This is a genomic window from Halanaeroarchaeum sp. HSR-CO (assembly GCF_024972755.1).
GTDB lineage: Archaea > Halobacteriota > Halobacteria > Halobacteriales > Halobacteriaceae > Halanaeroarchaeum.
In genome coordinates, this window is record NZ_CP087724.1 from 2381650 (window position 1) to 2406580 (window position 24931).

A 24931-nucleotide genomic window follows, 5' to 3' on the forward strand; every position below is an offset into this window, starting at 1 on the left:
AACGAAATCGGGCGTGACGAATCCACCACACGAGTTGCACGTTTTCATGCGTCGTAGCTCCCCATTTCGCCGGTATCGTGGATGCACTGGCGAACGAGTGCCGCGGGAACGCGGCGATGGGAGTTCCCGCTCCCACCGGTCCGGGTCGCACCGTTCTCTCCCCCACGCACCTTCGACCGGCCTATTGACAGTCGATGGCAAGGGGTAGAAAGCTACGTGCTAGTCAGCTAGCCATACGGTATCCGATGGCTGATACGATGTCGGGAGACCGACTGGACACGGGTGGCTGACCCCCCCCCCCACCCACCGCTTCCCCTAATCGAGAATGCCGAACTCCTCGAGTTGCTCGAGGACGTTCACCGTTCCGCGGCGGACGTGGAGGTAGAAGGTCGGTGCTGCGATGCCGAGCACGTCGGCGAGTTCGTCCCCGGTCGAGCGCCGGGGTGACTCGAAAAAGCCCGCGTGGTAGGCGAGCGAGAGGACTTCGCGCTGACGGTCGGTCAACATGTCTACGATCGCGGTCTTTACGCCCTCAGTCGTCCGGAACGGCCGGTCCACGGTTCGTTTGGCCACCAGCTGCAGGTCCGAGTACGCCGATTGCATACCGGCGATGATGGACTTCGTCGAGGCTTTCGGTGTGACCTGGCCGTGGACAGTCTCGACGCCGTCTTCGATAACCGCCGACGAGACCGACGCGTCGTACTCGAGCAGTTTCGTCACTGGCGAGTCACAGACCCGATATTCGATGGTTCCCGTCGTGCCGTCCGCCGACACGACCCGAGGCGAGGAGACGCCTTCGGCGTCCTCGAAGAGAGATGCCACCCGCTCTGGTTCGGTGCCTTCGACGTCTAGATAACAGACGTAGGCGTTGTCGTCGGCCGGGATGACTGCCTGAAGTTCCAGCCGACAGTCGAATCGATCGCTGGCCGCGACGAACGGGGAGCGTTCGTCTTCCGTGCGAAAGACCAGCTCCTCGACCGCATCGGAATGTAACAATCGTCGCTGTTCGGCGGCGTGCAGCGCGTGGCCGACCCGTTCGCCGAGCTCGCCGAGTAACCCACGCTCGTATTCGTCGAAGGCGTTGGGCCGGTCCGCGTACACCCCCACGACGCCGTGGACGTTGCCCTCGATGACCACTGGAATCGCGGCCCCGGAGCGAAAACCGCGGGCGAGGGCCTCCTCCCGCCAGGGCTCGAACGTCCGGTCCGAGACGATCTTTCGGGACGCGTGTACCTCCCCGGTTCGGGCGGCCCGGCCGGCCGGTCCCAGCGCGGTGTTCCCCGCACCGACCGCGATCTCGACCGAATCGAGATACCCATCGTCGAACCCGGCGGACGCACGGGGTACGATCCGTTCGGAGAGCGGCTCGTACTCACCGTACCAGGCGAGCCGGTAGGAATCGGTCGCCGCCAGTTGCTCGCAGACCAGCGACTGGATCTCCTCGCGAGTCGACGCCCTGGCCAGTGACCGATTCAGCGGGCGAAGGCTCTCGGTTATCTGCTGGATCCGCTGCAACGATGTACGCTGTCGTTCGAGCTTCTGTTCTCGCTCTCGCTGGTCGGATACGTCTCGGCCGAGTGCCAGGAACAGCGCCTCGTCGTCCAGCCCCAGTTTCGTCACCCAGACCTCCACCGGGAACGTGGTTCCGTCCTTCCGGCGGTGCTCGGATCTGGCTTTCACCCGGTCACCGGTCTCCATTTCGGCCCACATCTCCCGGAGTTCCGCCCGGTCGTGAGCGACGTCGTACTCGGCGACGTTCATCGAGCGGAGGGCATCACGAGAGTGCCCGAGGTCCCGGACGATCTGCTCGTTCACCGCCTGGATTCGACCGACGTCGTCGTGAACGGCAATCGCGTGGGGGGACTCGTCGAAGAGGATCTGCAGCCATCGTCGGTTCCAGGAGAACGCTCGGTTCGTGGCTGTCCCAGCTGCCGCCACCTCGATGGAGCAGAGATATCCCGTTCGCTCGCCGTCCCCGCCCCGACCGAGGGCGATAGTGACCGTGGCCGTGAATCGTCCGCCACCCTTCCGCTGGAGGCGAATCCGGTCGACGAACTGTTCGCCATCGGCCACTCGTTCCAGCGCTCGGGTCACGCGGTCCAGGCCGTCGTCCTCGGCGACGAGAACGTCGAGTTCGTCGCCAACGACGTCCGACGCCGCGAATCCAGTCAGTTCCTCCGCTGGTCGGTTCCACGATCGAATCCGGCCGTCGGTACCGAGGCCGATGAGTGTGCGGGCTTCGTCCCGCTCGGGGGCTGAAGCGTCGTCCTCGCCGACCGATGCCACGGCCTCGGATCGCTCTTCGGGCACCGTTACGTGCCTCCTCGGTGCATGGAACAGAGAACACGAACAACCATGAAACTCTTTGGGGTGATTCTCGGGGCGACGAACGTCACAGCGGTGAGACGATGGGGTCCGATCCGCTCAGTTGCATCTGCTCGGAAGCTAAAAGGCCATCGAACGGAATGTAGTAGCCATTCGATGAATTCGACTGACGGCGAAGACGGACCGGGAGACGCGAGTCGACCAGACGAATCAGTGGAACCCGGTGACGTGCTATCGGCTTTCCAATCGATCCACGACGTCACCACGAACTCGGCGCTCTCCTTCGAGGAGAAAATCGATCGACTCCTGACGATCGGCGTCGACGCGACGGGGCTCCCCTACGGCTTTCTGTCCCGGATTACGGTCGACGAGAGGGGCAAGGAGTCCGGCGTCCAGCAAATATACCGATCGCAGGGCGACCACGAGCGGTTACAACCCGGCGAATCGGCCCCGCTCTCGAAGGCGTACTGCCGGAAGACGATCCAGTCGGACAGTCTCCTGACGATCCAAAACGCCGTCGACGACGGGTGGGAGGGGGATCCGGCGTACGAAACGTTCGATCTCGGGAGTTACATCGGCGGGCGGGTGGACGTCGACGACGAGCTCTACGGGACGTTCTGTTTCGCTGCGACGGAACCGCGGGAACGAGCGTTCTCCGAGGCAGAGCGCACCCTGGTGCAGGTCCTCGCGAAGTGGGCGAGTTACGAACTCGAACAGGAACGGGCGAAACGAGGGATCGAAGCCCAACGCGACGGCCTGGCGAGAGCCCAGGACGAGCTCCGACAGGTCATCGATCTCGTCCCCGACCTGCTCTTCGCGAAGAACCGCGAGGGGAGGTACCTGCTGGCGAACGAGGCGACTGCGAATGCCTATGGAAAGACCATCGACGAGATCGAAGGATCGACTGAGGACGAGCTGCTACCGGAGCGCAGCGAGTCCGAGGACTTCCGGGAGGACGACATCGCGGTGATCGAATCCGGGGAGCCGAAGTTCATCCCAGCGGAGGAGTTGACGACGGCCGACGGCGAGACGCGAATCCTGGACACGACGAAGATACCGTTCGAGGTCGCGGGCAGCGGCGAGGATGCCGTACTCGGCTACGCTCGCGACGTGACCGAACTCAAAGAGTACGAGCGCGAACTCGAGACCCAGCGAGACAATCTCGAAGTGTTGAGCCAGGTCGTGCGACACGACATCCGCAACGATCTGCAACTCGTACTGGCCTACGGAGAGATGCTGCAATCCCAGGTGGAAGGTGACGGAGCGCAGTACGTCGACCAGGTTCTCGCAGCGGCCCGTGACGCCGTCGATATCACCACGACGGCCCGGGAGGTCGCCGACGTCGTCCTGCAGTCCGGCGTCGACCAGCACCCGAAACGCCTCCGCCACGTGATCGAAGAAGCGGTCGACAACGTTCGAGAGAGCAATCGGAGTGGGCTGGTCACGGTCGATGGCCCAATTCCGGAGGTGGCAGTCCGGGCCGACGACATGCTGGAGTCGGTGTTCCGAAACCTGTTGAAAAACGCCATCATCCACAACGACAAGACGGTTCCAGAAGTCGAGGTCGGCGCGGCTGTCGACGACGATACCGCCGTCGTGCGCGTTGCCGATAACGGCCCTGGGATTCCAGAGGATCGCAAGGAGACCATCTTCGAGGAAGGGGAGATGGGCCTCGATAGCGACGGGACCGGTCTCGGACTCTATCTCGTCGACACTCTCGTGGACCGCTACGATGGCGACGTGTACGTCGAGGACAACGACCCCGTCGGGTCGGTGTTCGTCGTGGAGTTATCCATCGCCGAGTAGCGGGGACGTGGTTCGGGTCCGCGACGGTTCGGGTCGCCCGGTCCGACGGCCCTAACGCAGCGGCATCAGCATCGCCGATGCTGTCCGACCGGCCGTCACCCTCCAGCGGTGCCGCGATGGGTTACAGCGGAATCACCGCCACCAGGAGTTTCGCGTAGATCACCATCGCGAGGAGGGCGAAGGGGTACGTGTTCCCGTAGCCGGCGGCCACCTCGTCGGAGTCGGTCGCGTCGATGGCCGCGGCCAGGCCCTTCGTGTCCGTGTGCCCACCGACGATCCCGCCGGCCGCGTGGATCCAGTCCATCTTCCAGACGAACCGGGTGATCAGTAGGCCGCCGACGATGGCGAGGATACTGTTCAGCCCGGAGGCGATCACGATCTGAACGCCGTACTCCTGAATCGTCTCGACCAGGCCCGCACCCGCGTCGATACCGACCACGGCCAGGAACATCGCGAGGGTGAACGCCCGGATCTCGGAGAGCACCGTCGTCTCCATGCGCATCGTGACCGGACCGATCGTACCGATGTACCCCAGGACCAGGGCCGCGATGAGCACGCCGCCGGTCGTCCCGAGGGAGATGACCCCGATCGGCCCCAGCGGGATCGGGATACTGCCCAGGATCGACCCCGCGACGAGCACGATCGCGAATCCGAGGACGCTGAAGGTTACCTCTTCGATTCCGGGACCGTCTTCCCCGGCAATCTGGCTCACCGTTTCCGTGAATCGCTGTTTCTCGTGAGCGACGTCCATCTGGATGGCCTTCGGGTACAACTGCTGGAACATCACGATGATCAACACCCCGATGACGTACCCGACCGAGTGGCCGATCTGGTACTGCTGAGCGGCAGCCTCGGGGAGTGCCTCCATGGCCGATCCAAGGCCCGGACTGCTCGTCAGCGCCCCGGAAAAGGACCCCATGATCAGCCCCGTCGAGGCGTCAGCGAAGACGAACTGCGTCCAGATGTACGTAAAGATCACCGCGATCGTCGGCATCAGGACCGCGATCACGAGGAAGTTCAGCCCGTAGGTCTTCACCGTCCCTTCGATCTCGTGAGCCGCGATGAGGCCGACCGCGGCAACGAACAGCGCGAGGGTCAGCCCCGAGTACGCCCCCGGGACGGTGAATCCGACGTGGCCGAGGACCAGGCCAGCGAACAGCGGACCGGCGACGCCGAATTTGATGCCCCGGCCGAGGTTGATTCTGCCGAAGGCCATCCCGATGAGGACGGCCAGGAACATCACGAAGACGCCACTACCCACCAGTGATTCGACGAATGCCATTACGAGAACACCTCCGAAGGCCGATCGACACGCCAGCTACGGGTACTTCCACCGTTCCGGTGCGATCCGAGCGCCGGCCGAAGCCGTAATTTGAACATCGTGGTCGAGTTCGAGTTTAGTTTTTGTTTGTAACGTATATTCGGACTCTATTCCACAATCATCTACAATTTGAGGTTCAAATCGGCATAGCTTAAAGACGGGGCGCGTTCCAGCACTCCGAAAATGGAGTTCGACAGATGGCGTAAAATTTGCCGTGGCAGTGGGGAATCGTGGCCGCCGGGAGGGGGTGTGTCGCTGGCCGCGAGCGAGCGAAGCGAGCGAGCGGGACGTTTTTAGTCCAGGTTTTTGGTCGAGGGGTTCCCGCAGTGCCGAAGGCACGAGGAAATACCTCGAGTAAAAAAGTGGGGTTATTCGTACTCGATGGTCGCCGGCGGCTTGTGAGTCACGTCGTAGACGACACGAGAGACGTTGTCCAGCGTCCCGGTGATCCGGCTCTGGATCCGCTGGAGGGTCTGCCAGTCGAGTTCCTGGGCGCGGGCGGTCATCCCGTCGCGGCTCTCGACCGAGCGGACGGTCACGACCCACCCGTGGACGCGGTTGTCGCCCTTGACGCCGGTCGCTTTCCCGAGCACCGCGGCGAACGCCTGCCATGGCTCGTACTCCTCGAGTTCCTCCTCGACGACGGCGGTCGCTTCGCGGGCGACGTCGACCTTCTCGGGCGTTACCTCGCCGATGACGCGGACGGCCAGTCCGGGGCCGGGGAAGGGCATGCGCTCGGAGACGACCGCCTCGAGGTCGAGGGCACGGGCGACCTCGCGAACCTCGTCTTTGTAGAGGTCGCGCACCGGTTCGACGATGCCCTCGAAGTCGACGGCTTCGGGAAGGCCACCGACGTTGTGGTGAGACTTGATGTTCCCTTCGCTCTCGATGCGATCGGGGTAGATGGTGCCCTGGACGAGATAGTCCGCGTCCACCTCACGGGCGACGGTCTCGAACTCGCGGATGAACTGCTCCCCGATGGCCTTTCGCTTCGCCTCGGGATCGGTCACGCCGGCGAGCGCGTCGAAGAATCGGTCGGCAGCGTCGACGATCCGGAGACTCTCCATGTAATCGAACGTCTCACGGACGCCGTCGGTCTCGCCCTTCCGCATCAGGCCGGTGTCGACGTAGACCGGGACGAGCTGTTCGCCGACCGCTTCGTAGGCCAGCGCGGCGGCGGTCGAGGAGTCGACGCCACCGGAGAGGGCGATGATGGCCGTGTTCTCGCCGAGTTCGTCGGCGATCTCCGCGACGGCTTCCTCGATGAACTGATCGGTGTCGACCATCTCAGTCACCTCCCTCGTCGTCGATCGTGCGGTCGAGGACGGCCTCTAGCAGGCCCACGAACGGCGGGCTCGCACTGGTCGGTCGCGAGGTGAACTCGGGATGAAACTGGGTGCCGACGAAGTACGGATGGTCGTCCATCTCGAGGATCTCCATCCGGTTGCCGGCGCGCCCCGAGAACGTCAACTCGCCCGCGGTCAGGTCGTCGATGTACTCGGGGTTGACCTCGTAACGGTGGCGGTGGCGTTCCATGCAGGAATCCGCCTCGTAGAGGTCGTGAGCGATGGTACCCTCGTCGATCTGGGTCTCGTGGGAGCCCAGACGCATGGTCCCACCGAGGTCCTCGAGGTCGTACTGTTCGGGCAGTAGATCGATGACCGGATCGGGCGTTTCGTCGTCGAGTTCCGTCGAGTTGGCGTCCTCGAGTCCGAGGACGTTGCGGGCGTACTCGATGACGGCCAGCTGGAACCCGAAGCAGAGACCGAGATAGGGGACGTCGTGCTCGCGGGCGTACTGGATGGCCTCGAGTTTACCGTCCGTTCCCCGACTGCCGAAGCCGCCTGGGACGACGACCCCGTCCGCCGCTCGAAGGCGCTCGCGGTGATGGTCTTCCATCCGCTCGGCGTCGACCCACGCGACCTCGACGTCGACGGCCTGCTGCATGCCGGCGTGTTTCAGCGCCTCCCGAACCGACATGTAGGCGTCTCTGAGATCGTACTTGCCGACCAGGGCGATGTCGACGGATTCGGTGGCCTCGGTCGTGACTCGCTCTCGCCACGCAGTGGAGCGCTCGGCGTCCGGCAGGGCCGCGTCGGCGAGGTCGAGTCGATCCATCACGAACTCGTCCATGCCCTCCTCCTCGAGGACCATCGGGACGTGGTAGATGTCCTCGACGTCCGGATTCGAGAACACGGCGTCGGTGGGAACGTCACAGAACAGCGCTATCTTCTCTCTGACGTCCGGTTCGAGCGGGTCGTCACACCGGCCGACGACGATGTCGGGGCGGAGTCCGATGCTGCGCAGTTCTTTCACGCTGTGCTGGGTGGGCTTGGTCTTCTGTTCGCCGTTCGGCGCGTAGGGAACGAGGGTGACGTGGGCGAAGATGACGTCCTCGTCGTCCTGTTCGTCGGAGAACTGGCGGAGCGACTCGAGGAAGGGCATGCTCTCGATGTCGCCCACCGTGCCACCGACCTCGACGATGGTGACGTCGTGTCCTTCGCCGGCCTCGCGGATGCGGCGTTTGATGTCGTCGGTGACGTGCGGGATGATCTGGACCGTCTTGCCCAGGTAGTCGCCGGCACGCTCGCGTTCGATCACGTGCTGGTAGATCTTCCCCGTCGTGAGGTTGTGGTCGAAGGCCATGTCCGTCTCGAGGAACCGTTCGTAGTTCCCCAGGTCGAGGTCGACCTCGCCGCCGTCGTCGAGGACGTACACCTCCCCGTGCTGGTAGGGGTTCATGGTCCCCGCGTCGACGTTGATGTAGGGGTCGATCTTGACCGCCGTCACGTCGAAGCCGGCATTCGTGAGAAGCCGTCCGAGGCTCGCGGCGGTGATGCCCTTCCCGAGCCCGGACATCACCCCGCCGGTGACGAAGATGAATTTGTTCCCGAGTGTCGGATCGTACCCGGTCTCTGTCGGCATACCGTGTGTGAGAGAGGGGCGGCAAAAACCATTTCGGAGCGCGCGAGCGCCTACGTCACGTCATCGCAGTGGTCGGCCAGAAATTCGCCGACGGCCGCCGCCACCGCGGCTGACTGCCCCACGAAGAAGTGGTCGCCCTCGATCGATTCGATAGAGTTCTCCAGAGCCTCGGCCGCACGATAGAAGGGTTTCCACTCCGCCGTGGTGTCGCGGGTCCCGTAGACCAGGCGGAGCGGGGTGTCGATGGCCTCGAGTGTCGCCGTGGCGTCGAGGTCATCGGCGACCTGGGCGGCCGGTCCAAGCAGCGCCACTCCACAGAGATCGACGGGCGTCGAGGCGGCGGCCAGCGCGGCCATGGCACCGCCAAAGCTGAATCCGAAGAGACCGACCCGGTCGTACCGGTCGGCGGCCCAGCGGAGGGCATTGCGAACGTCCTCCCGTTCGGCCTCTCCATCGTCCCACTCGCCGTAGTCGAAGCGGAGAACCGCGATACCGTGCTCGACGAGATAATCGCTCACTGCCAGAAGCCGTCTGTCGCCTCGATGCCCGCCGTGCTGGGGATGTGGCGGGCAGGCGACGACGCAGACGTCTGTCCCGTCGGTCGGTTCGTCGAGGGACGATTCGACCGTCCGTGCACCGGGAACCAGCACCGTCGTGTCGGCCATATCGGCCAGAACGCCGTCCCGCGTCAAAAACCGCGCGGCCGGGGAGAGTATTTTATGGCACCGAACCCTTTGACCGGGTATGGGCATCCTCTCACGCATCTCCTTCATCATCCGCTCGAAGATCAACGCGATCCTCGGGCGGGTCGAGGATCCGAGCGAGACACTGGATTACTCCTACGAACAGATGCGCGACGAACTCAAGGACGTCGAACGGGGTATCGCCGACGTAACCGCCCAGCGAAAGCGCCTGGAGGTCCAGCGCAATCGCCTCCAGGAGAACGTCGAGAAACACAACGAACAGGCCCGCGAGGCGATGGCCCAGGACCGAGAGGATCTGGCCAAACGGGCGCTCGAGAAAAAGCAGGCCAAGCTGTCCCAGATCGAGGAACTCGAAGAACAGATCGGCTCGTTACAGACCACCCAGTCCAACCTCGAATCGCAGAAGTCCGAGTTGAAGAGCCAGATCGACGAGTTCAAGACCAAAAAGGAGACCGTGAAGGCCCGCTACGAGGCCGCCGAAGCCCAGACACGGGTCTCCGAGGCCATGACCGGCGTCGGGGACGAGATGGAAGACGTGGGCCGCGCCATCGAGCGCGCCAACGAACGGACCGAGGACATGGAGGCGCGGGCGGCCGCGATGGACGAACTGCAGGATCGCGGCGTCCTCGAAGACCCACTCTCCGACGAGGACGCAATCGACAAGGAACTCGAGGCGGGCCGCACCGAACGCACCATCGAGAGCGAACTCGAAACGCTTCGAGGGGAGAGTGGCGGCGAGGAGACAACCGCAGACGAAGCGGAAGCCGAGGCAGCTATCGATGAGTCGGTCGACGAGGAGGCCGTCGAAGCCGAACTCGAGGAGTTGCGGGACGAACAGACCCGAGAGTGAGCACCCGAATCGAGGGGACGTGTGCCGACCCCGATCACACGATCGTTTTCGCCGGACCCTGCCTCCGAGCGACGCCCGTACGGCGACCAGGCGACCGGGGCACGTCGGTTCTGTTCGCCGTTCTGTTCCGTGGAAACGCTTCGCACACGTCGTCGTTATTGGAGACATTGTTCAATACACATCGACAGGCCGCGTACAGACCGACGACGCCAGCGGTGACGTGATCGGACAGCCGGTTTCCGAACGTGTCCCACCGCAGTACTCGAATGTCACGGCCCCTGGAATGTGATGGAGTACGCTCGCTGAGCGAACGTGTCACCCCTATTCAGCGGGAAAATTCGCATTCCGTTCTTGGTAGTATTGTACACAACCCAAAATATAATGAGCGGGGCGGTCCCTTGCTCGATCGATGGATCGTAACGTCATCATCGTCGGTATCGCCGGAGTTCTCGTCGGGAGCCTGTTGACTGGAGCAATCGGGTTCTACGCCATGCCCTCGCTCATGATTCAGGAAGACCGGAGTCCCCACGACTTCGAAACGACCGTGGAACTGTTCGAAGAGGAAGTATCGGGTACCGAGTGGTCGCTCGTGACGACCCACGACCTCGCGGCCACCATGGACAAACACGGCCACGACGTCGAGCAGGTCAAGGTCTTCGAACTCTGTAACGCCGGTCACGCATCGGAGATCCTCGCGGGCAGCGAAGAACGCATCGTCACCCCGATGATGCCGTGCCGTGTGGCGATTTACGAGAAGGCCGACGGCAACACCTACATCGCCCGGATGAACAGCGGTCTCGTCGCCAAACCGTTCGGCGGCACGGTGACCGACGTCATGGAGGACGCGGCCGCCGAGACCGAGGTCGTCATCGACGCCGTCCTCGAGACGCCACCAGACGAAGCCTCCGCGTCACTCGCCGTCGCTCGGCCAGCCACGGTCTGATCTGCCGGCGAGACTGCACCGGCAGCCTGCGGACACGACAGTTTCGATCGAGAGGGATTCCGGCGGACCAGCGCCGCCAGCTGGACCGTCGCCTCGTGAGAAATCACGACCGTGCACCAGAATGATCGGGCGTCGGTGCGTGACGGCGGCTCCGTTCCGACGAGACGCCGTCGATCGGGTCGCCCGTCCCGGTGGCCAGCTACTCCGCCAGGAAGTCCGGGGCGGTCCGCTTCTCGTCCCGTTCCGAATCGAGATGGGTCCGGAACTCACCGATGGAGACGTCCTTCTCCTCGCGTTCCATGCGGTCGCGGATGGAGACCGTCCCCGCCGCCTCCTCGTCGTCGCCGACGACGATCATGTAGGGGACCCTGTCCTCGTGGGCCTGCTGGATCTTCTTGCCGACCGTCCAGTCGCGGTCCTCGACCTCGACCCGGTAGCCGTCGAGTTCGTTTTTCACGCGGTGGGCGTAGCCGAGATTGTCGTCGGAGACGGGGAGGATGCGGACCTGTTCGGGCGCCAGCCAGAGCGGGAATTTGCCGTCGAAGTGCTCGATGAGCACCATGAAAAAGCGCTCGAAGCTTCCGTAGAGGGCGCGGTGGATCATCACCGGGCGGTGTTCCTCGTTGTCCGTCCCGACGTAGGTCAGGTCGAACTGCTCGGGCATGTTGAAGTCGAGTTGGACCGTCGGACCGTCCCAGGTCCGGCCGAGGGCGTCCTCGAAGCCGATGTCGATCTTCGGTCCGTAGAAGGCGCCGTCGCCGGGTTCGACGTCGTAGTCGTAGCCACCCGTTTCGAGCACGGAGCGCAACTGGGATTCCGCCTGCTCCCAGATATCGTCCGAGCCCATCGACTTCTCGGGGCGGGTCGCGAGGGCGACCTCGACGTCCAAATCGAAGTTCTCGATGACCTCGAAGATCATGCCCATGATCTGTCTGATCTCGTCTTCGATCTGGTCCGGCCGGACGAACAGGTGGCCGTCGTCGATGGTGAACGCCCAGACGCGGGAGAGCCCGGAGAGCTCGCCGCGCTGTTCCTTGCGGTAGACCTTCCCGTTCTCGGCGTACCGCACCGGCAGGTCGCGATAGCTCCAGGTCGTCTGACCGAAGATCGTCGCGTGGCCCGGGCAGTTCATCGGCTTCAGACCGTATTCCTCGTCGTTGACGTCGAGGAGGAACATGTCGTCGACGTAGTTGTCGTAATGACCCGACTGCTTCCAGAGCTCCGTTCGGAAGATGTGTGGCGTCTCGACGAAGTCGTAGCCGGCGTCCCGGTTCAACTCGTCGACGTACGCTTCGAGTTCGCGCAGGACCGTCTTGCCGTTCGGGTGGTAGAGCGGGAGGCCCGGTCCGGTCACGTCGGGGATGGAGAACAGTTCCATCTCCCGACCGATCTTGCGGTGATCGCGCTTTTTGGCCTCCTCGCGCTGTTCGAGGAACGATTCGAGTTCGTCCTCGGACTCGAAGGCCGTCCCGTAGATGCGGGTCAACGTCTCGTTCTCTTCGTCGCCCCGCCAGTAGGCCGCGGAGACGTTGAGGAGGGAGACGGCACCGATCTCGCCGGTGGACTCGACGTGCGGACCCTTGCAGAGGTCCTCCCAGCCGTCCTGTCGGTAGAAGGTCACCGGGTCCTCGCCGGCGGCCTCCTCATCCAAGATTTCGAGTTTGTAGGGGTTGTCCGCGTACTTCTCCGTCGCCGTCTCCCGGGATTCTTCGACCCGTTCGACCGGGTAATCGGCCTCGATGATCGCCTCCATCTCCGTCTCGATGGCCTCGAGGTCGTCCTGGTCGAGGTCGACGCCCGTGACGTCGTAGTAGAATCCGTCGTCGGTGTACGGGCCGATGGCGAGTTTGGCCTCGGGGAACAACCGCTGGAGAGCCTGGGCGAAGACGTGTGCGGCCGTGTGCCGGAGCACCGACCGATACTCCGAGGACCCATCGGTGACGATCTCGATGGCGACGTCGTCCTCGATTGGTTGCTCTTTGGCCACGAGGTCCCCGTCCAGTTTTCCGGCGACTGTGTCACGGCCGAGGCCGGGGCCAATTTCGTGCGCTACGTCCTCGACAGTCGCCCCCGCCTCGACATCGAGCGTCGAGCCGTCGGGGAGCGTCACCGTGACACTGCTCATGCAGGCCACTAACTTGGGTGCCCGCTATAAGCCTGTTGAGAACGTGCCGAACCGCTCCCGGTTCGTCGGCGCTCAGATTCGGGCGCCGGTTCCGGGCCGCTCGATCGCGGCGAGGTCGACGGACCCGTCGTCGATCGGGACGCCCTCGAAGTCGTCCTCGGCGAGGAGGATCGACCCGTCGAGATCGACGTAATCGAGAAGGGGTGTGAGGTGTGCGGCGCCAGCGATCGAGGCGTTCGATTCGATCATGCAGCCGGCCATGATCTCCATCCCGTGGGCGCGGGCGGCGTGGATCAGCCGGATCGCCTCCCGGATACCGCCCGTCTTCATGAGTTTGAGGTTCGCGATGTCGGCCCGGTCCGCCACGTCGGGCACGTCGGTCGCCCGGACGAGACTCTCGTCGACGGCGATGGGTAGTGGCGAGCGCTCGTAGACGTATCGTAGTCCCTCGGGGTGTTCGGCCGGGACCGGCTGTTCGACGAACTCTACGTCGAACTCGGCGATGGCTTCGATGTTGCGAACCGCCTCGCGAGGCGTCCAGCCTTCGTTCGCGTCGACGCGGATGATGGCGTCGGGGGCGGCACCCCGCACGGTCTCGAGGATCTCGCGGTCGCGGTCGGTCCCCACCTTCACCTTGAGCGTGGAGAAGCCACGCGCTCGTGCCTCGAGGGTCTTCTCGCGCATCGTTTCCCGGTCGTCGATGCCGATGGTGTAGGAGGTCTCCAGGCTCGCCGCGGGATCCAGACCGAGATACCGGTAGAGGGGGAGGTCGACCCGTTTGGCCGCGAGGTCGTGGAGCGCGATGTCCACAGCGGCCTTCGCCGACGGATTGTCGGTGACGACGCGGTCCATGCTGGCTTCGATGCGGTCCAGCTGGTGGGGGTCACCGACCGACTCGACGACCTCGAAGAGGGCGGGCAGGACAGCCTCGACGGTATCGGGCGTCTCGCCGTAGTGGGTCGACGGCGCGGCCCCGCCGACGCCGACAGTCCCTTCGTCGTCCTCGATGCGAACGATGACGTTCTCGGCGGTGTCCTGGGTGCCTCGGGCGATGGTGAACGGGTGCTCGAGTGCGTACTCGACCCGTTCGAACGACGCGGTCAGACTCATAGGACCGCGTCCAGTATCTCCTCGGCGCCGAACCGAACCGGGTCGGTCGCGGGAGCACCGATGGCGTCCGAGTACGTCTCGACTGCCTCACGGGCTGCCTCGTCCGACTCGATGGCGGAGGTATTGAGCATCCCCGCGACGACCTCGGCCTCGTGGACCGGCGCCGCGAGGTCCTCGTAGAGGTCGACGTAGGTCTCCAGGTCGGCCAGTTCGAAGTCCTCGTAGCCGTGGACGACCTCCTGGCCCGCGTTGTGCGTGAGCACGAGTTTGTCGGGCATCGACCCGTGGAGGATACCCAGGGTCACCGCCGAGTAGGCGGGATGGGTGATGGCACCCTGTCCCTCGACGAAGAGGTAGTCGTGCTCGTCGCCTTTCTCGACGATCATGTCCTCGACCGCGCCCGCGGTGAAGTCGCTGATGACCCGGTCGATGGGATGGCCCCAGTTCGCGATCATGATTCCGGTCTGGCCGGTCGGGACGAAGGCGGCGTCCTCACCCCGGTCCGTCGCAGCGTCGGTCATCTCCACGGAGGCCGTCATCTTCCCGGTCGAGCAGTCGGTCCCGACCGTGAGCACTACGTCTGCGGCGACGTCACCCGAGACCCCCTGGGCGACTGTGAGGTCCGCGTCGGGCTTGCGGACGTCCCAGAGGTCCACACCGTTCTCGGCCGCGAGACTGGCGAACTCGTCGTCCTCCGAGAGAAAATAGTGGAGGCCAGCGATGACGTCCGCACCGCTCTCGATGGCTGCCCTGACGTCCGGGCGCCAGGAGTCGTCGAAGCCACCGCCGATGGGGGCGATGCCGATAAGCAGGGCGTCGACCGGTTCGTCGAGGTCGTCCATCCCCGCGACGATGGGCGCGTCCGGAACGCCCTCCAGGTGGTCGTTGACCCGGTCGCCGGCGAGATCCCTGTCGAGGACCGCGGTCACGTCGTAATCCGCGTACCGGAGCACGCCGACCGCGGTCTTGGCGTCGTCCGGAAATTTCTCGTGTGCGAGGAGTGCGACACGCATGTCGGGGAAATCGCGCGGCGGATGCTTAACGCTGCTGAACCAGCTGTCGAGAGCGGTGCGGTGTCGTACGGTCTCGCACCCGCCACCCCCTCTACAGGAGGGTCAGCTGGACCGACCAGAAATCGGCGAACGCCTCCTCCAGGGCGGCCGTCGGCTTCCCGGTGGCGTCGCTGGGATGGGTGACGGTCGCCACGTCGGCGAACTCCGGGAGCAGCGTGGATTCGCCGACGACGTAGAGCCGGTCGGTATCTCGGTCCTCGATGGCGTCCCGGGCGGCCTCGAGGTGGTCGTCGATCTGGGCGTCGCGTCGCCGTTCGAACCGGGCCTGCGAGAACCCGCCCTTCGAGTGGGCACCTTTTACGTCGCTCTCGAACCCGGTCACGGAGCGCCGTTCGCGCCCGTCGTACTCGCCGATGGCGAAGCGATCGGCCCGGATCAGTGTCAGAGCGTACTCGCCCGACGGTTCGAACCACTCGCGGTCGATCTCGAACGAGTCGTCCCATCGCACGAACGGGTCCGGCGCGACCGGCGGTCTGAGGGCGACGTTCACGAGGTGGGCGTCGTCGGCGTACACCAGCGCAGGGGCCGCGTGCTCTACGAGCGGTGTGCGCTCGCCGAACGCCTCGCGGACCGCATCTGGCAGCATCCCGTCGACCATCGCGGAGAGCGCCCCTTCCGGGCCAGTGCTAACGCTTTCGAGACGAGAGAGAACCGCGTCGAGGCGGTCGCCGCGAAGGATCTCCTCGCCCCTGACGGCCGTGTCGCTCTCCGTCGCTTCGGCGCGCTCCACGCGGTCCTCGAGTTCCTCGATGCGGTCCTCGAGGTGATTGACGCGCGCCTCGGCCTCCTGTCGCTTGCGCGCAGCCTCGCTTCGGCGGTCGGATTCGGCCTCGAGTTGGGACTCGAGACTGTCGCGTTCGGCCTCGAGCGTCTCGATGCGCTCCTTGAGCGACGCGCGACCGAGCAACCGATCCAGCATCGTCCGGAGGAGGGACCCGTGGCCGCTTAATGGCTCCGGAGACCCACGCCAGGAGGGAGGTCCCGAACCGCCATCGTCGACCGATCAGACCGCACCATAGGAGACCAGTCGCTCGGCGTGCTCGGCTTTCGCGAGGAGGACGTCGCTGAGGGTCGGCGGATTCTCGATGCGGATGGATTCGAGGGTCTCCTCGGGGACCGCGAGGGTCCCTTCGGGGACCTCCGGCGATCCGTGTACCGCGAGGTGTGTCTCCCCGAGTTTCATCACGAGCGGGGCGTCGAGTCGCTCGACGCCGTCCCCACTGGCGTACAGTTGCCGGTTGACGCGCTCGTGTTGATTCTGCTGCATCGTGGCCGATTCGTCGTGGCTCGGTTCCACGAACAGCCGTCCCAGGTAGTATCCGCTCGAGAACGGCTCGAACATGCGTGTGTATGTCAGGCACGGCCAGTGAAAAGGGTGCCGGTGGGTGGAAACCGCCCTCGGGCGGCCGGCCGGTCGGGGCGGGGGCCGACGAGCAGACATGCTTTTCCCCGCGGATGGCTTACCCCTCGCTGAAAATGGACTCCGGGGCGCTGCTCGACCTGCTCGGCAACGAGAACCGCCGACGCATCCTGCGGCTGCTCGCGCGGAAACCGAGTTACGTCACCGAGATCTCGGAGTACATCGGCGTGAGTCCGAAGGCGGTCATCGACCACTTGCGGCGACTCGAGGAGGCCGGGCTGGTCGAGAGTCACGTGGACGAAAAGCGGCGGAAGTACTTCCACATCGCCCAGAACCTCCGCCTCGAGGTCCGCGTCTCGCCCTACGACTTCGGGGCCAAGAGTGCGTATCCGGCCTCCGCGGACCTGGACCTCGGTCGGTGTTCGCACCTCGCCATCACGACGGCCTTCGACGACGAGAACGACGTCGCCACCCTCGCGTCGCGACTCGACGACCTGCGGGACCTGGAACGCGAACTCTCGATGGCCCAGCGCTGGGTCCAGGGACGCCTCACGGAGGTCCAGACGGAGCTGAACCAGTACGCCGACGGCAACGGGAGCCAACTCACGGCGGAGGTCCTCGGTGCGCTCGCGGGGGACGAACGGACAATCGACTCCCTCGCGCGCGAGGTGGAGGTCCCCGACACGCTAATCGAACGTGTCCTCGCGGACCTCGCGGAGCAGGACGTCGTCGATCAGACCGACGTCGGCTGGACGATCACCGGCTGAGTCCGAGCCGCTCCGACGGGCCGCCATAGATGGTTTCAAGGCTCCCGCCCGGGTAGGCCGTTCCATGAACCCAGGGGACCGCATCCGTGTCGACGACGGCGGAACGACCCACGAGGGCATCTTGTTGCCCTCCTCGTCCGCTCGCTCGCTCGTCGTCAAACTCGACAGCGGGTACAACGTCGGGATCGATCGCGAGGACGCCACCGTCGAGGTGCTCGAATCTGACGTCTACGACGTCGACTCGGGGACGACCGACGAGACGTCCGCCGTCGAGTTCGACGACGACCTGCCGACCATCGCGCTCATCTCGACCGGCGGGACCATCGCCTCCACCGTCGATTACCGGACGGGCGCCGTGACCGCCCAGTTCGACGCCGAGGACGTCCTCCGGGCGGTCCCGGACCTCGCCGGTCGCGCGAACTACCGCGGTCGGGTCGTCGCCAACATCCTCTCCGAGAACATGGACCCGTCGGTCTGGCAGGACCTCGCGGCCGTCGTCCACGAGGAGGTCGAGAACGGCGCCGACGGCGTCGTGGTCATGCACGGGACCGACACGATGCAGTACACCGCGAGCACGCTCGCGTTCATGCTCGACACGCCGGTGCCGATCGTCTTCACCGGGAGTCAGCGCTCCGCGGATCGGCCTTCGTCGGACAACGTGATGAACGCGGTCTGTGCCGTCGAGGCCGCGAAAGCCGACGCCGCCGAGGTCATGGTCGCCATGCACGCGACCCAGAGCGACGACCGGGTGGCGCTCCACCGCGGTACCCGGGTCCGGAAGAACCACACCTCGCGACGTGACGCCTTCGAGACGGTCGGTGCGAAGCCGCTCGGCGAGGTCGACTACGACACCGGCGAGGTCACCTTCCGGCGCGAGTACCGCGAACGGGACGAGGTCGAACTGGACGTCGCCCCGGCCCTGGCGACCGACGTCGAACTGGTGAAGTTCACGCCCGGAATGGACCTGTCCGTCTTCGAGATGATGACGGGGAAGTCGGGGCTCGTCGTCGAGGGAACCGGCCTCGGACACGTCAACACCGACGCCATCGATACCATCGAATCGCTCGTCGACGACGGGACCCACGTCGTCATGACGAGTCAGTGCCTCGAAGGGCGCGTCTGCGACCGTGTCTACGACACGGGACGGGACCTCCTCGACGCGGGCGTCATCGAGGGCGAGGACATGCTCCCGGGGACCGCGCTGGTCAAACTCATGTGGGCCGTCGAGAACGTCGAGGACGTTCGCGAAGCGATGGGGCGCCCGCTCGCCGGGGAGATCCAGGAGCGGTCCGTCCCCTGGCGATGAACATTCGGCAGGCACGCCACGAGGACGGGGACGCTATCGGCGCGTTCACCCGTGACACCTGGGCGGAGTACGGCGCGGCCGCGTGGACAGACGCCGTCGCGGCGGCGGCCCTCCTGGCTGCCGTCGCCCGGGACGTCGCCATCGTCGGCGCAAAGCGTATTCGCGTGTTGATTCCCGAGACGACCGGACGGTCAGCGACGTCGCGGCGAACCGCGTCGACGTGAGCGGCGACCCGGATTTCGTCTTCCGAGCGGCCCTCACGCGTCCGTATCGGGACGAGCACCGCCGCTGACTGGCGGGAACAGGGCGAGTTCGTCGTCGGCCTCGACGGGGGTCTCCATGCCGTCGCCGGTCGCGAAGACGTTCGCGCCGTTCTGGAGGACGTTGAACTGCTCCGCCAGATCCCCGTCCTCGTCCAGGATCTGTTCCCCGAGACCGGGGTGTGTGTCGACGAGCGCGTCGACGACGTCAGTCACCGTCGCCCCCGCTTCGAGGTCGAGGTCGACGTGCTTCTCGCCGGCGACCTCCGCCAGGTCGGCGAACAGCTTCACCTGCATGGAACGGGGTACGCACTCCCCGACCAAGAGGGTTTCAGGTCGCGGCGGCCCGCTCTTCTAGCTGGCGTATCGTCGCCGGCGACGCGACCACGTACACCAGGTCGCCGGCCGCCAGCGGTCGCGACATAGGTGGGACCGGGTCGACGGCGTCCTCGGTCGGTTTAACGGCGACGACCGTGGCTCCGAGGTCGCCGACCGTCGCGTCGACCAGTTGGCTCCCTGGGTCGACGTTGATCGCGGCCATCGTCTCCTCGGCCGCCCTGAGGAGCGCGGCGAACTCCCGGTCCGCCGTCGGCTCGCTCGGGAGCGTGAGCAGTCGGTACCGGTTGCCCGCCAGCGTCCGGGCCTCCGTCTCGTCGAGGGCGAGTGTGACCACGTCGCCGGCCACACCGCGCACTTCGCCGGTCGCGACGCGCCGCTTCTCCGCACCGGTCTTCCAGACCTGGACGACGTCGCCCGCGCTCGCGGCGTTCGGTGGGTCGGCCTCGACGGCCACCGCGGCGCCACCGGGTCCGAGAGTGGGGCCGATGCCCGCGACGCGGCGACCGAGCGCGAGGTACTCCACGGTCCCGTCCGGGGCGACGTCGAGGTCCACGTAGCCCACGTCGTAGTCGTCCTTGATGCGTGCGCGAAGGCGGTTTTCGAGTTCCGGCCGGCCACCGCGACGGGGGAACAGGAGGGTCTTTCCGGCGAGTGCGTCCTTCACCCCCTCGCTGGCCGGATCGTAGCCGTCGATGTCGTGGATGGTCTCCGGGAGCGACAGCGAGACCAGGCGACCGACGGTCCCGACCAGAGTGCTCACCTCTCCCTCCACGATCTGGGACCCCGCCATCGCCATCACGCTCACCGCAAGTCGATCCCCGCCGCGTCGGCCGAGTGGCGTGACGAGGGCACCAAGCAGGAAGGACAGCGAGTTGAAGACCACGGCCTCCCAGGTGAGATAGCCCGTCTGCCCGGCGACGACCTGGCCGAGCGCCCCGCGCGTGTTGAGGTAGAGCGCGACGGCGGAAACGCCCGCGAGCAGGGCGACACCGCCGGGGACCCGGACCCGGACGTACCAGCGATACGCGACCGCGACCAGCGCGGCCGTCAGGAAGGATAGCACGATCAGTCCGGCGACGCGCAGGACTGGTTCGAGGCTCACCACCTCCGCGACCATCAGGCGACCGCCTCCCTGAACCCCTCGACCCCATCGTGTGTCCCCACGACGTACACCTCCGTGCCATCCTGGAGGGGTGTGTCGCCACGCGGCGCCACGCGCCAGCCGGTATCGGTCCGGATCGCCAGTATCGCGACGCCGAACTGCGCTCTGGGCGCCAGTTCGCCGAGGGTCGTTCCGTCGAACGCGCCACCGGACCGAAGGGTGACCCGGCGGAGTCGCTGGCCCGCCCGGTGGAGCAGCGACACGAGTTCGAACTCGCGGCGGGACCCACGGGAGGTGACGACGACCCGCGCGTCGGTCGCGTCGAGGAGGTCCCTGGCCTCGCCGGGCCTGACGGCGACCGTCACCCGTCCACGGCCCCCGGTCGTGGTCGGTGCCCGCGTTTCCGGCACCGGCGTCGAAATGGCCTGTTCGTCTGCGCTGGCCTCGATATCGGCCGCATCGTCAGTGCCCTCGGCGGCGGGGTCGGCATCCTGTTCGACCGGCGCTTCAGCCGCCGCCTCTCCGGAGCGGGCGCTCACGACCCTGCCCTCCACGGCCCCGTCCTCGGTGAGGACCGTGACCGCCTCGCCACGAGCCACCCCGGTTGGCACCAACGCGTCGAAGGAGACCGCCCGGCGACCGCTCTCGAGACGGCGGGAGACGCCCGAGCGCGGCGGGGCGGCGCTCACGGTCGCTCGACCGCGGGCGTCCATCGTCACCTCCACCGCCTGGAGATCGAACTCGGTTCGGTACCGCTCGCCCATTCTGGCCTCGAGTTCCTCGATGGGCAGGTCGGCAGGGAAGCGCCACTCGACGGCGCCGAGGCCCGCCCGGAGCGGTTCCGGGAGCGGCGGGTAGCCCTCCATGTCCCGCACCTCCCCGACGACCGACACCTGAACCTCGCCGCGACCACCCACGAAGTCGATCACGTCAGTCGAGATGGTGGTCGCACGGATGGTCTCGAGCGAGAAATGATGCGGGACGGTCGTCGCCAGCCGATCGCCGAGCGAGTGGGTGTACAGCGAGAGCATCAACACGACCACGACCGCGGTCATCAGTGCGATGCTGTTCGCTGATTCGGTGATAGACGGGTCCACGAACGCGAGCAGACCGCCGTTCACGCCCGCGAGCGCGAGGCCGAGGACGATGACCGCGAACGCCGGGATAGACACGCCGGTGACGTACCGGAAGAGGAACCCGAATCCGAACGCGAGGAGTGCGGGCAACACCCCAGTCAGGATGCCGAGGTAGAGTCCCCGCAGGACCTCCAGGGGGATCGACGGTGTCGCCATACCGAGACCCTGGGCCAGACGCTCATAAAGGTCAGCCGCTGCCCGGCCCGACTACCCGCGATGGACGATGGCGACGTCCGTCTCGACGCCCGAGACCTGCTCGAAGGCGGGACGCTTGATGATGCGCGAGGGTTTCGACCGGTCGGTGCTCGCCCCCATCAACAGCAGGTCGTACTGGGCGCCGTTGCGCTCGACGAACGATCGGAAGGTGGTCTGAGAGACGCGAGTCTCCGCGTGGATATCCACGACCTCGACGAGGTTCGCGAGCATCCGCTCGGTGGGCCGGCGGTCGCGCTCGCTCGCGATGACCGAGCAGACCGACACCGTCCCGGTCTGGCCCGCGAGGCGCTGGGCGTACTCGACCATCGCGTTCGCGACGTCTCCCGCACTCCGCACCGTCACCATCACCCGTTTCCAGCGGGGCTCCTCCCGGTTCGACTTGAACGCGACGACGTCGAATCGGGCCTGGAAGAGATCACGGATGTAATCGATCAGTTCGCCGTCGCGTTCCTCGTACGGCGCAACGACGAGGTCGCAATCCGTCGCTTCCGCCGTCTGCAGGACGGTCCCGGCGACGGAACGTCCCACGTGGCTAACGACGACGTCCGTCGGGACACCGACCGTCGCCTGCAGGCTGGCGGCGTGCTGTTCGAGACGGCGGGCGACGACGTCGGCGGCTCGTCGTTCCGCCGGTGTCGCTTCCTCGTGGATGTACTCGCCGACCGGTTCGACCGTCCCGGACGCGATGTCGGATTCGGCCGCTGCGACGTCCTCGTCGGTGATCATCCCGAACAGGACGACCTTGCTCGCGTCGTGGGCCGCGGCGAGGCGGGCGCCGAACGCGGCCGTCCGTTCGGCCGCCTCGGTCCGCATGGGTACCAGCACCCGGTCGTCCGCGTCGGTCGTCCCGTAGAGGTAGGTCGCGCGCTCCTCGTAGAATTTCGAGCGCCAGACGACGAAGACCAGCGCGACGAACGACGAGGAGAGCATCACGCCCACGATGTACGCGAGTTGTGACGTCCCCGTGATGAGAACGAGCAGCGCCGTCGAGAAGGCCGTCGGCTCTTCGAGGTCGAGCAGCCAGGTCAGCACACCGGTGAGCAAGATGCCGAACGCCGCCCCCACCGGGTGAACCTCCATCGCGCCGACCGGAAGCCCGTAGAGGAATCGCGCGGACACGAGCAGGGCGGCCCAGCCACTGAGCGCCCCCAGCGTCATCCCACCCACGAATTTCACGGGCGAAGAGTACGCTCCCTCGGGGTCGGCGAACAGCGTGTACGTGCCCGAGGCCAGCGGCGGGAACAGGAGAAAAGAGACGGCGCCAATCAGATTCGACAGCAATGTGACGACCGCGATGAGCAGCGGGGCGAACACGAGCACCGAAACCCGCTCCAGGTGGCTCGTCTGCCCCAGCCACCGCCGGGCTTGCACGAGTTTGCGTCTCGCGTATCGCCGAGCACTTCCTAGCAGGTCGTCGACCTGCCCCCGTCTGCGGTCCATTACCACCCCGTGTGGGTGAAAGGTAGTTGGCTCTTGTGTTCAGGTCGACCGCCAGGGCCGGCGCCAGCACCGACTCAGTCGGCGAGGGCCACGACCGCGTCGAGCGCCAGGCCGATGGCCCGTTCGACGTTGTCCCGAGCCTTCGGCGGGAGTTCGTCCTCGCCCTCGGCCCCCTTCTGGGTCCCCTTCACGAGGTTCCCGTCGACCGTGCAGATGGCGGCCGCGGCGAGTCCCTTGCGGCGTGCGAGCGTGAAGACCGAGGCCGCCTCCATCTCGACGGACAGGATGCCGGCGTCCTCCCACTCCGCGACGTACTCCTCCGTCTCGGCGTAGTAGGCGTCGTCGCTGGCGATGGGACCGACGTGGACCGCCTCGTCGTTCGCCTCGGCGGCCTCGACCAGTGCGGTCGTGACCGCGAAGTCGGGGACGGCAGGGAACTCGACGGGTTCGTACCGCTTCGTCGTCCCCTCGTTCTTCGCGGCACCGGTCGCGACCACCATGTCGCCGATCTCGACGTCGCGCTGGAGGGCCCCGGTCGTCCCGACGCGGATGAACGTCTCCACGCCCACCCGGGCGAGTTCCTCGACGGCGATGGACGCCGACGGACAGCCGATCCCCGTCGAGACGATGGTCAGGGGAACGCCCTCGTAGGTGGCGTTGACGACCTTGTACTCGCGGTTCTCGGCGACGGTGGTCGATTCGTCGCACTGGGCGGCGATCCGGTCGACCCGGCCCGGGTCACCGGGGATGAGCGCGACCTCGTGGACGTCGCCGGCCTCGATCTGGAGATGTGGCTGTTTTCCCATAGCGGGCGTTTCTCGCCTTCGGTGAAAAAGCGCGACGATTGGTCGGCGTTGCGGGTCGGTCAGGCGGGCAGGGATGCGATCAGTCGACGCTCCGGCGGTCGACGAGGAACTCCTCGGCGTCGGCGCGCGTGGGTGCGGTCCGCGCCCCCTCCTCGCAGGCTGCCATCGCACCACAGGCGTTCGCGATCCGGAGGGCACGGTCGAAGTCACCGGCCCGGATCGTCTCGCGCGCCACCCCGTCCCAGGCTCCGAGGACGACCGCGAGGAAGCCGGCGGCGAAGGCGTCGCCCGCGCCGGTGGTGTCGACCGGATCCACGTCGAATCCCGGGGACTCGACCACCGCCTCGTCGCTGTAGACGGTCGCCCCGTTCGCACCGTGTTTGACGACGAGAACGCGGTCGGTTCCCGCAACTGCCTCCCTCGGGGCGGTACTGGCCAGTGCGACGGCTGCCTCCCGCTGGTTCAAAAAGAGGAGGTCGACGCGATCCGGGAGGTCGCCGTAGTCCCGTTCCGAGAGTCGGCGGCCGGGATCGAAGGAGACCGTCACCCCCGCGTCTCGTGCGATCCCCGCCAGTCGCTCGGCGGTCTCCGGCCGCTGGCTGGTCAGGTGGAGGTGGTCGGCGTCCCGGACGACCGTCGGGTCGAGGTCGGCGACCGAGAACGCCTCGTTCGCGCCCTCGTTGCCCAGGACCATCACCTCCCCCTCGGCGTCGACGATGAGGTACTTCACGGTCGTCTCGGCGGAGCGGACCGTTCGAAGCGCGGAGACGTCGACGCCGTCGCGGTCGAGTTCGCGGCGCGCGAGAAAGCCCGGTTCGTCGTCGCCGACGCTGCCGATAACGCCCGCTTCGGCCCCGTATCCCGCGATGGCGGCGGCGACGTTCGCCGCACTGCCCCCACCGGACCGACGCTGGGAGGAGATGCGTGCCTCGCCGTCCGGCGCCGGCAACGCCGCCACGCGGAGCGTGACGTCCCAGTTGACGTGGCCGGCGGTGACCACCCGAACCATACGTCGAC

22 protein-coding genes are annotated in these 24931 nt (G+C 66.2%); 6 read left to right on the forward strand and 16 right to left on the reverse strand.

Annotated features, from left to right (window positions below):
- Positions 1-315: 315 nt before the first annotated feature.
- Positions 316-2310 (reverse strand): bacterio-opsin activator domain-containing protein, encoded by a 1995-nt coding sequence (locus tag HSRCO_RS12495; protein ID WP_259517976.1) that lies wholly within the window; start codon positions 2308-2310, stop codon positions 316-318.
- Between the two features lie 171 nt (positions 2311-2481).
- On the opposite strand from HSRCO_RS12495, the gene HSRCO_RS12500 reads away from it, so the two are divergent.
- The gene (locus tag HSRCO_RS12500; RefSeq protein WP_259517977.1) at positions 2482-4131 is read left to right on the forward strand and encodes an ATP-binding protein; all 1650 of its coding nucleotides are present in this window, start codon (positions 2482-2484) and stop codon (positions 4129-4131) included.
- A 121-nt stretch (positions 4132-4252) separates the two neighbouring features.
- Here the strand turns inward: HSRCO_RS12500 and HSRCO_RS12505 are convergent, their stop codons facing one another.
- The 4 genes from HSRCO_RS12505 to HSRCO_RS12520 all read right to left on the reverse strand — a co-directional run bounded on the left by HSRCO_RS12505 (position 4253) and on the right by HSRCO_RS12520 (position 9042).
- A complete protein-coding gene (locus HSRCO_RS12505; protein ID WP_259517978.1) occupies positions 4253-5413 on the reverse strand; it encodes a hypothetical protein in 1161 nt (386 codons plus the stop codon).
- Between the two features lie 407 nt (positions 5414-5820).
- The gene (guaA, locus tag HSRCO_RS12510; RefSeq protein ID WP_259517979.1) at positions 5821-6738 is read right to left on the reverse strand and encodes a glutamine-hydrolyzing GMP synthase; all 918 of its coding nucleotides are present in this window, start codon (positions 6736-6738) and stop codon (positions 5821-5823) included.
- Between the two features lies 1 nt (position 6739).
- Positions 6740-8377 (reverse strand): glutamine hydrolyzing CTP synthase, encoded by a 1638-nt coding sequence (gene pyrG, locus HSRCO_RS12515; protein ID WP_259517980.1) that lies wholly within the window; start codon positions 8375-8377, stop codon positions 6740-6742.
- A gap of 50 nt (positions 8378-8427) precedes the next feature.
- Positions 8428-9042, reverse strand: a complete 615-nt coding sequence (locus tag HSRCO_RS12520) for an alpha/beta hydrolase (protein ID WP_259517981.1) — start codon at positions 9040-9042, stop codon at positions 8428-8430.
- 79 nt (positions 9043-9121) lie between these two features.
- Here HSRCO_RS12520 and HSRCO_RS12525 point away from each other — a divergent pair, with 79 nt between their 5' ends.
- Together HSRCO_RS12525 and HSRCO_RS12530 are read left to right on the forward strand one after the other, a co-directional pair.
- Positions 9122-9931 carry a PspA/IM30 family protein gene (locus HSRCO_RS12525; RefSeq protein WP_259517982.1) on the forward strand — a complete coding sequence of 270 codons (810 nt, stop codon included), beginning with the start codon at positions 9122-9124 and terminating at the stop codon, positions 9929-9931.
- Between the two features lie 409 nt (positions 9932-10340).
- Entirely contained in the window at positions 10341-10874 is a 534-nt protein-coding gene (locus HSRCO_RS12530; protein WP_259517983.1) for a DUF302 domain-containing protein, read from the forward strand.
- Positions 10875-11073: 199 nt separating this feature from the next.
- Here HSRCO_RS12530 and thrS read toward each other — a convergent pair whose 3' ends face one another.
- The 5 genes from thrS to HSRCO_RS12555 form a co-directional block, all read right to left on the reverse strand.
- Positions 11074-12999 (reverse strand): threonine--tRNA ligase, encoded by a 1926-nt coding sequence (thrS, locus tag HSRCO_RS12535; protein ID WP_259517984.1) that lies wholly within the window; start codon positions 12997-12999, stop codon positions 11074-11076.
- 72 nt (positions 13000-13071) lie between these two features.
- Positions 13072-14109: a dipeptide epimerase gene (locus tag HSRCO_RS12540; RefSeq protein ID WP_259517985.1), complete on the reverse strand. Its 1038-nt coding sequence runs from the start codon at positions 14107-14109 to the stop codon at positions 13072-13074.
- On the reverse strand, positions 14106-15122 hold the full coding sequence (locus HSRCO_RS12545) for a DUF1611 domain-containing protein (RefSeq protein ID WP_259517986.1): 1017 nt from the start codon (positions 15120-15122) through the stop codon (positions 14106-14108). Before HSRCO_RS12545 ends, HSRCO_RS12540 begins: the two co-directional genes overlap by 4 nt.
- A 91-nt stretch (positions 15123-15213) precedes the next feature.
- A complete protein-coding gene (locus tag HSRCO_RS12550) occupies positions 15214-16101 on the reverse strand; it encodes a Vms1/Ankzf1 family peptidyl-tRNA hydrolase (RefSeq protein ID WP_259517987.1) in 888 nt (295 codons plus the stop codon).
- Positions 16102-16185: 84 nt separating this feature from the next.
- Positions 16186-16524 (reverse strand): DUF5802 family protein, encoded by a 339-nt coding sequence (locus tag HSRCO_RS12555; RefSeq protein WP_259517988.1) that lies wholly within the window; start codon positions 16522-16524, stop codon positions 16186-16188.
- A 134-nt stretch (positions 16525-16658) separates the two neighbouring features.
- Here HSRCO_RS12555 and HSRCO_RS12560 point away from each other — a divergent pair, with 134 nt between their 5' ends.
- From HSRCO_RS12560 to HSRCO_RS12570, 3 genes are all read left to right on the forward strand, one after another.
- Positions 16659-17309, forward strand: a complete 651-nt coding sequence (locus tag HSRCO_RS12560; RefSeq protein WP_259519805.1) for an ArsR family transcriptional regulator — start codon at positions 16659-16661, stop codon at positions 17307-17309.
- 64 nt (positions 17310-17373) lie between these two features.
- Entirely contained in the window at positions 17374-18615 is a 1242-nt protein-coding gene (gatD, locus tag HSRCO_RS12565; RefSeq protein WP_259517989.1) for a Glu-tRNA(Gln) amidotransferase subunit GatD, read from the forward strand.
- Positions 18612-18839, forward strand: a complete 228-nt coding sequence (locus tag HSRCO_RS12570; RefSeq protein WP_259517990.1) for a hypothetical protein — start codon at positions 18612-18614, stop codon at positions 18837-18839. The genes gatD and HSRCO_RS12570 overlap by 4 nt, the downstream gene beginning before the upstream one ends.
- A 33-nt stretch (positions 18840-18872) precedes the next feature.
- Here HSRCO_RS12570 and HSRCO_RS12575 read toward each other — a convergent pair whose 3' ends face one another.
- The 6 genes from HSRCO_RS12575 to HSRCO_RS12600 form a co-directional block, all read right to left on the reverse strand.
- Entirely contained in the window at positions 18873-19172 is a 300-nt protein-coding gene (locus HSRCO_RS12575; RefSeq protein ID WP_259517991.1) for a ubiquitin-like small modifier protein 1, read from the reverse strand.
- A gap of 34 nt (positions 19173-19206) precedes the next feature.
- Entirely contained in the window at positions 19207-20331 is a 1125-nt protein-coding gene (locus HSRCO_RS12580) for a TrkA C-terminal domain-containing protein (protein ID WP_259517992.1), read from the reverse strand.
- Positions 20331-21608 (reverse strand): potassium channel family protein, encoded by a 1278-nt coding sequence (locus HSRCO_RS12585; RefSeq protein ID WP_259517993.1) that lies wholly within the window; start codon positions 21606-21608, stop codon positions 20331-20333. Before HSRCO_RS12585 ends, HSRCO_RS12580 begins: the two co-directional genes overlap by 1 nt.
- Positions 21609-21659: 51 nt before the next feature.
- Positions 21660-23108, reverse strand: coding sequence for an HPP family protein (locus HSRCO_RS12590; RefSeq protein WP_259517994.1), 1449 nt, complete (start codon positions 23106-23108; stop codon positions 21660-21662).
- A 74-nt stretch (positions 23109-23182) separates the two neighbouring features.
- Complete coding sequence (locus tag HSRCO_RS12595; protein WP_259517995.1) at positions 23183-23914, reverse strand: nucleoside phosphorylase; 732 nt, start codon at positions 23912-23914, stop codon at positions 23183-23185.
- A 79-nt stretch (positions 23915-23993) separates the two neighbouring features.
- On the reverse strand, positions 23994-24923 hold the full coding sequence (locus HSRCO_RS12600; protein ID WP_259517996.1) for a carbohydrate kinase family protein: 930 nt from the start codon (positions 24921-24923) through the stop codon (positions 23994-23996).
- Between the last annotated feature and the right edge of the window lie 8 nt (positions 24924-24931).

What these genes read in the sequence shown, in the direction of transcription:
- HSRCO_RS12570 (WP_259517990.1), top strand. Translation starts at nt 18,612, where the DNA reads ATGAACATTCGGCAGGCACGCCACGAGGACGGGGACGCTATCGGCGCG.
- HSRCO_RS12525 (WP_259517982.1), top strand. Translation starts at nt 9,122, where the DNA reads ATGGGCATCCTCTCACGCATCTCCTTCATCATCCGCTCGAAGATCAAC.
- HSRCO_RS12595 (WP_259517995.1), bottom strand. Translation starts at nt 23,914, where the DNA reads ATGGGAAAACAGCCACATCTCCAGATCGAGGCCGGCGACGTCCACGAG.
- HSRCO_RS12600 (WP_259517996.1), bottom strand. Translation starts at nt 24,923, where the DNA reads ATGGTTCGGGTGGTCACCGCCGGCCACGTCAACTGGGACGTCACGCTC.
- thrS (WP_259517984.1), bottom strand. Translation starts at nt 12,999, where the DNA reads ATGAGCAGTGTCACGGTGACGCTCCCCGACGGCTCGACGCTCGATGTC.
- pyrG (WP_259517980.1), bottom strand. Translation starts at nt 8,377, where the DNA reads ATGCCGACAGAGACCGGGTACGATCCGACACTCGGGAACAAATTCATC.
- HSRCO_RS12545 (WP_259517986.1), bottom strand. Translation starts at nt 15,122, where the DNA reads ATGCGTGTCGCACTCCTCGCACACGAGAAATTTCCGGACGACGCCAAG.
- HSRCO_RS12555 (WP_259517988.1), bottom strand. Translation starts at nt 16,524, where the DNA reads ATGTTCGAGCCGTTCTCGAGCGGATACTACCTGGGACGGCTGTTCGTG.
- HSRCO_RS12520 (WP_259517981.1), bottom strand. Translation starts at nt 9,042, where the DNA reads ATGGCCGACACGACGGTGCTGGTTCCCGGTGCACGGACGGTCGAATCG.
- HSRCO_RS12560 (WP_259519805.1), top strand. Translation starts at nt 16,659, where the DNA reads ATGGACTCCGGGGCGCTGCTCGACCTGCTCGGCAACGAGAACCGCCGA.
- gatD (WP_259517989.1), top strand. Translation starts at nt 17,374, where the DNA reads ATGAACCCAGGGGACCGCATCCGTGTCGACGACGGCGGAACGACCCAC.
- HSRCO_RS12585 (WP_259517993.1), bottom strand. Translation starts at nt 21,608, where the DNA reads ATGGCGACACCGTCGATCCCCCTGGAGGTCCTGCGGGGACTCTACCTC.
- HSRCO_RS12505 (WP_259517978.1), bottom strand. Translation starts at nt 5,413, where the DNA reads ATGGCATTCGTCGAATCACTGGTGGGTAGTGGCGTCTTCGTGATGTTC.
- HSRCO_RS12500 (WP_259517977.1), top strand. Translation starts at nt 2,482, where the DNA reads ATGAATTCGACTGACGGCGAAGACGGACCGGGAGACGCGAGTCGACCA.
- guaA (WP_259517979.1), bottom strand. Translation starts at nt 6,738, where the DNA reads ATGGTCGACACCGATCAGTTCATCGAGGAAGCCGTCGCGGAGATCGCC.
- HSRCO_RS12590 (WP_259517994.1), bottom strand. Translation starts at nt 23,108, where the DNA reads ATGGACCGCAGACGGGGGCAGGTCGACGACCTGCTAGGAAGTGCTCGG.
- HSRCO_RS12575 (WP_259517991.1), bottom strand. Translation starts at nt 19,172, where the DNA reads ATGCAGGTGAAGCTGTTCGCCGACCTGGCGGAGGTCGCCGGCGAGAAG.
- HSRCO_RS12530 (WP_259517983.1), top strand. Translation starts at nt 10,341, where the DNA reads ATGGATCGTAACGTCATCATCGTCGGTATCGCCGGAGTTCTCGTCGGG.
- HSRCO_RS12580 (WP_259517992.1), bottom strand. Translation starts at nt 20,331, where the DNA reads ATGGTCGCGGAGGTGGTGAGCCTCGAACCAGTCCTGCGCGTCGCCGGA.
- HSRCO_RS12540 (WP_259517985.1), bottom strand. Translation starts at nt 14,109, where the DNA reads ATGAGTCTGACCGCGTCGTTCGAACGGGTCGAGTACGCACTCGAGCAC.
- HSRCO_RS12550 (WP_259517987.1), bottom strand. Translation starts at nt 16,101, where the DNA reads ATGCTGGATCGGTTGCTCGGTCGCGCGTCGCTCAAGGAGCGCATCGAG.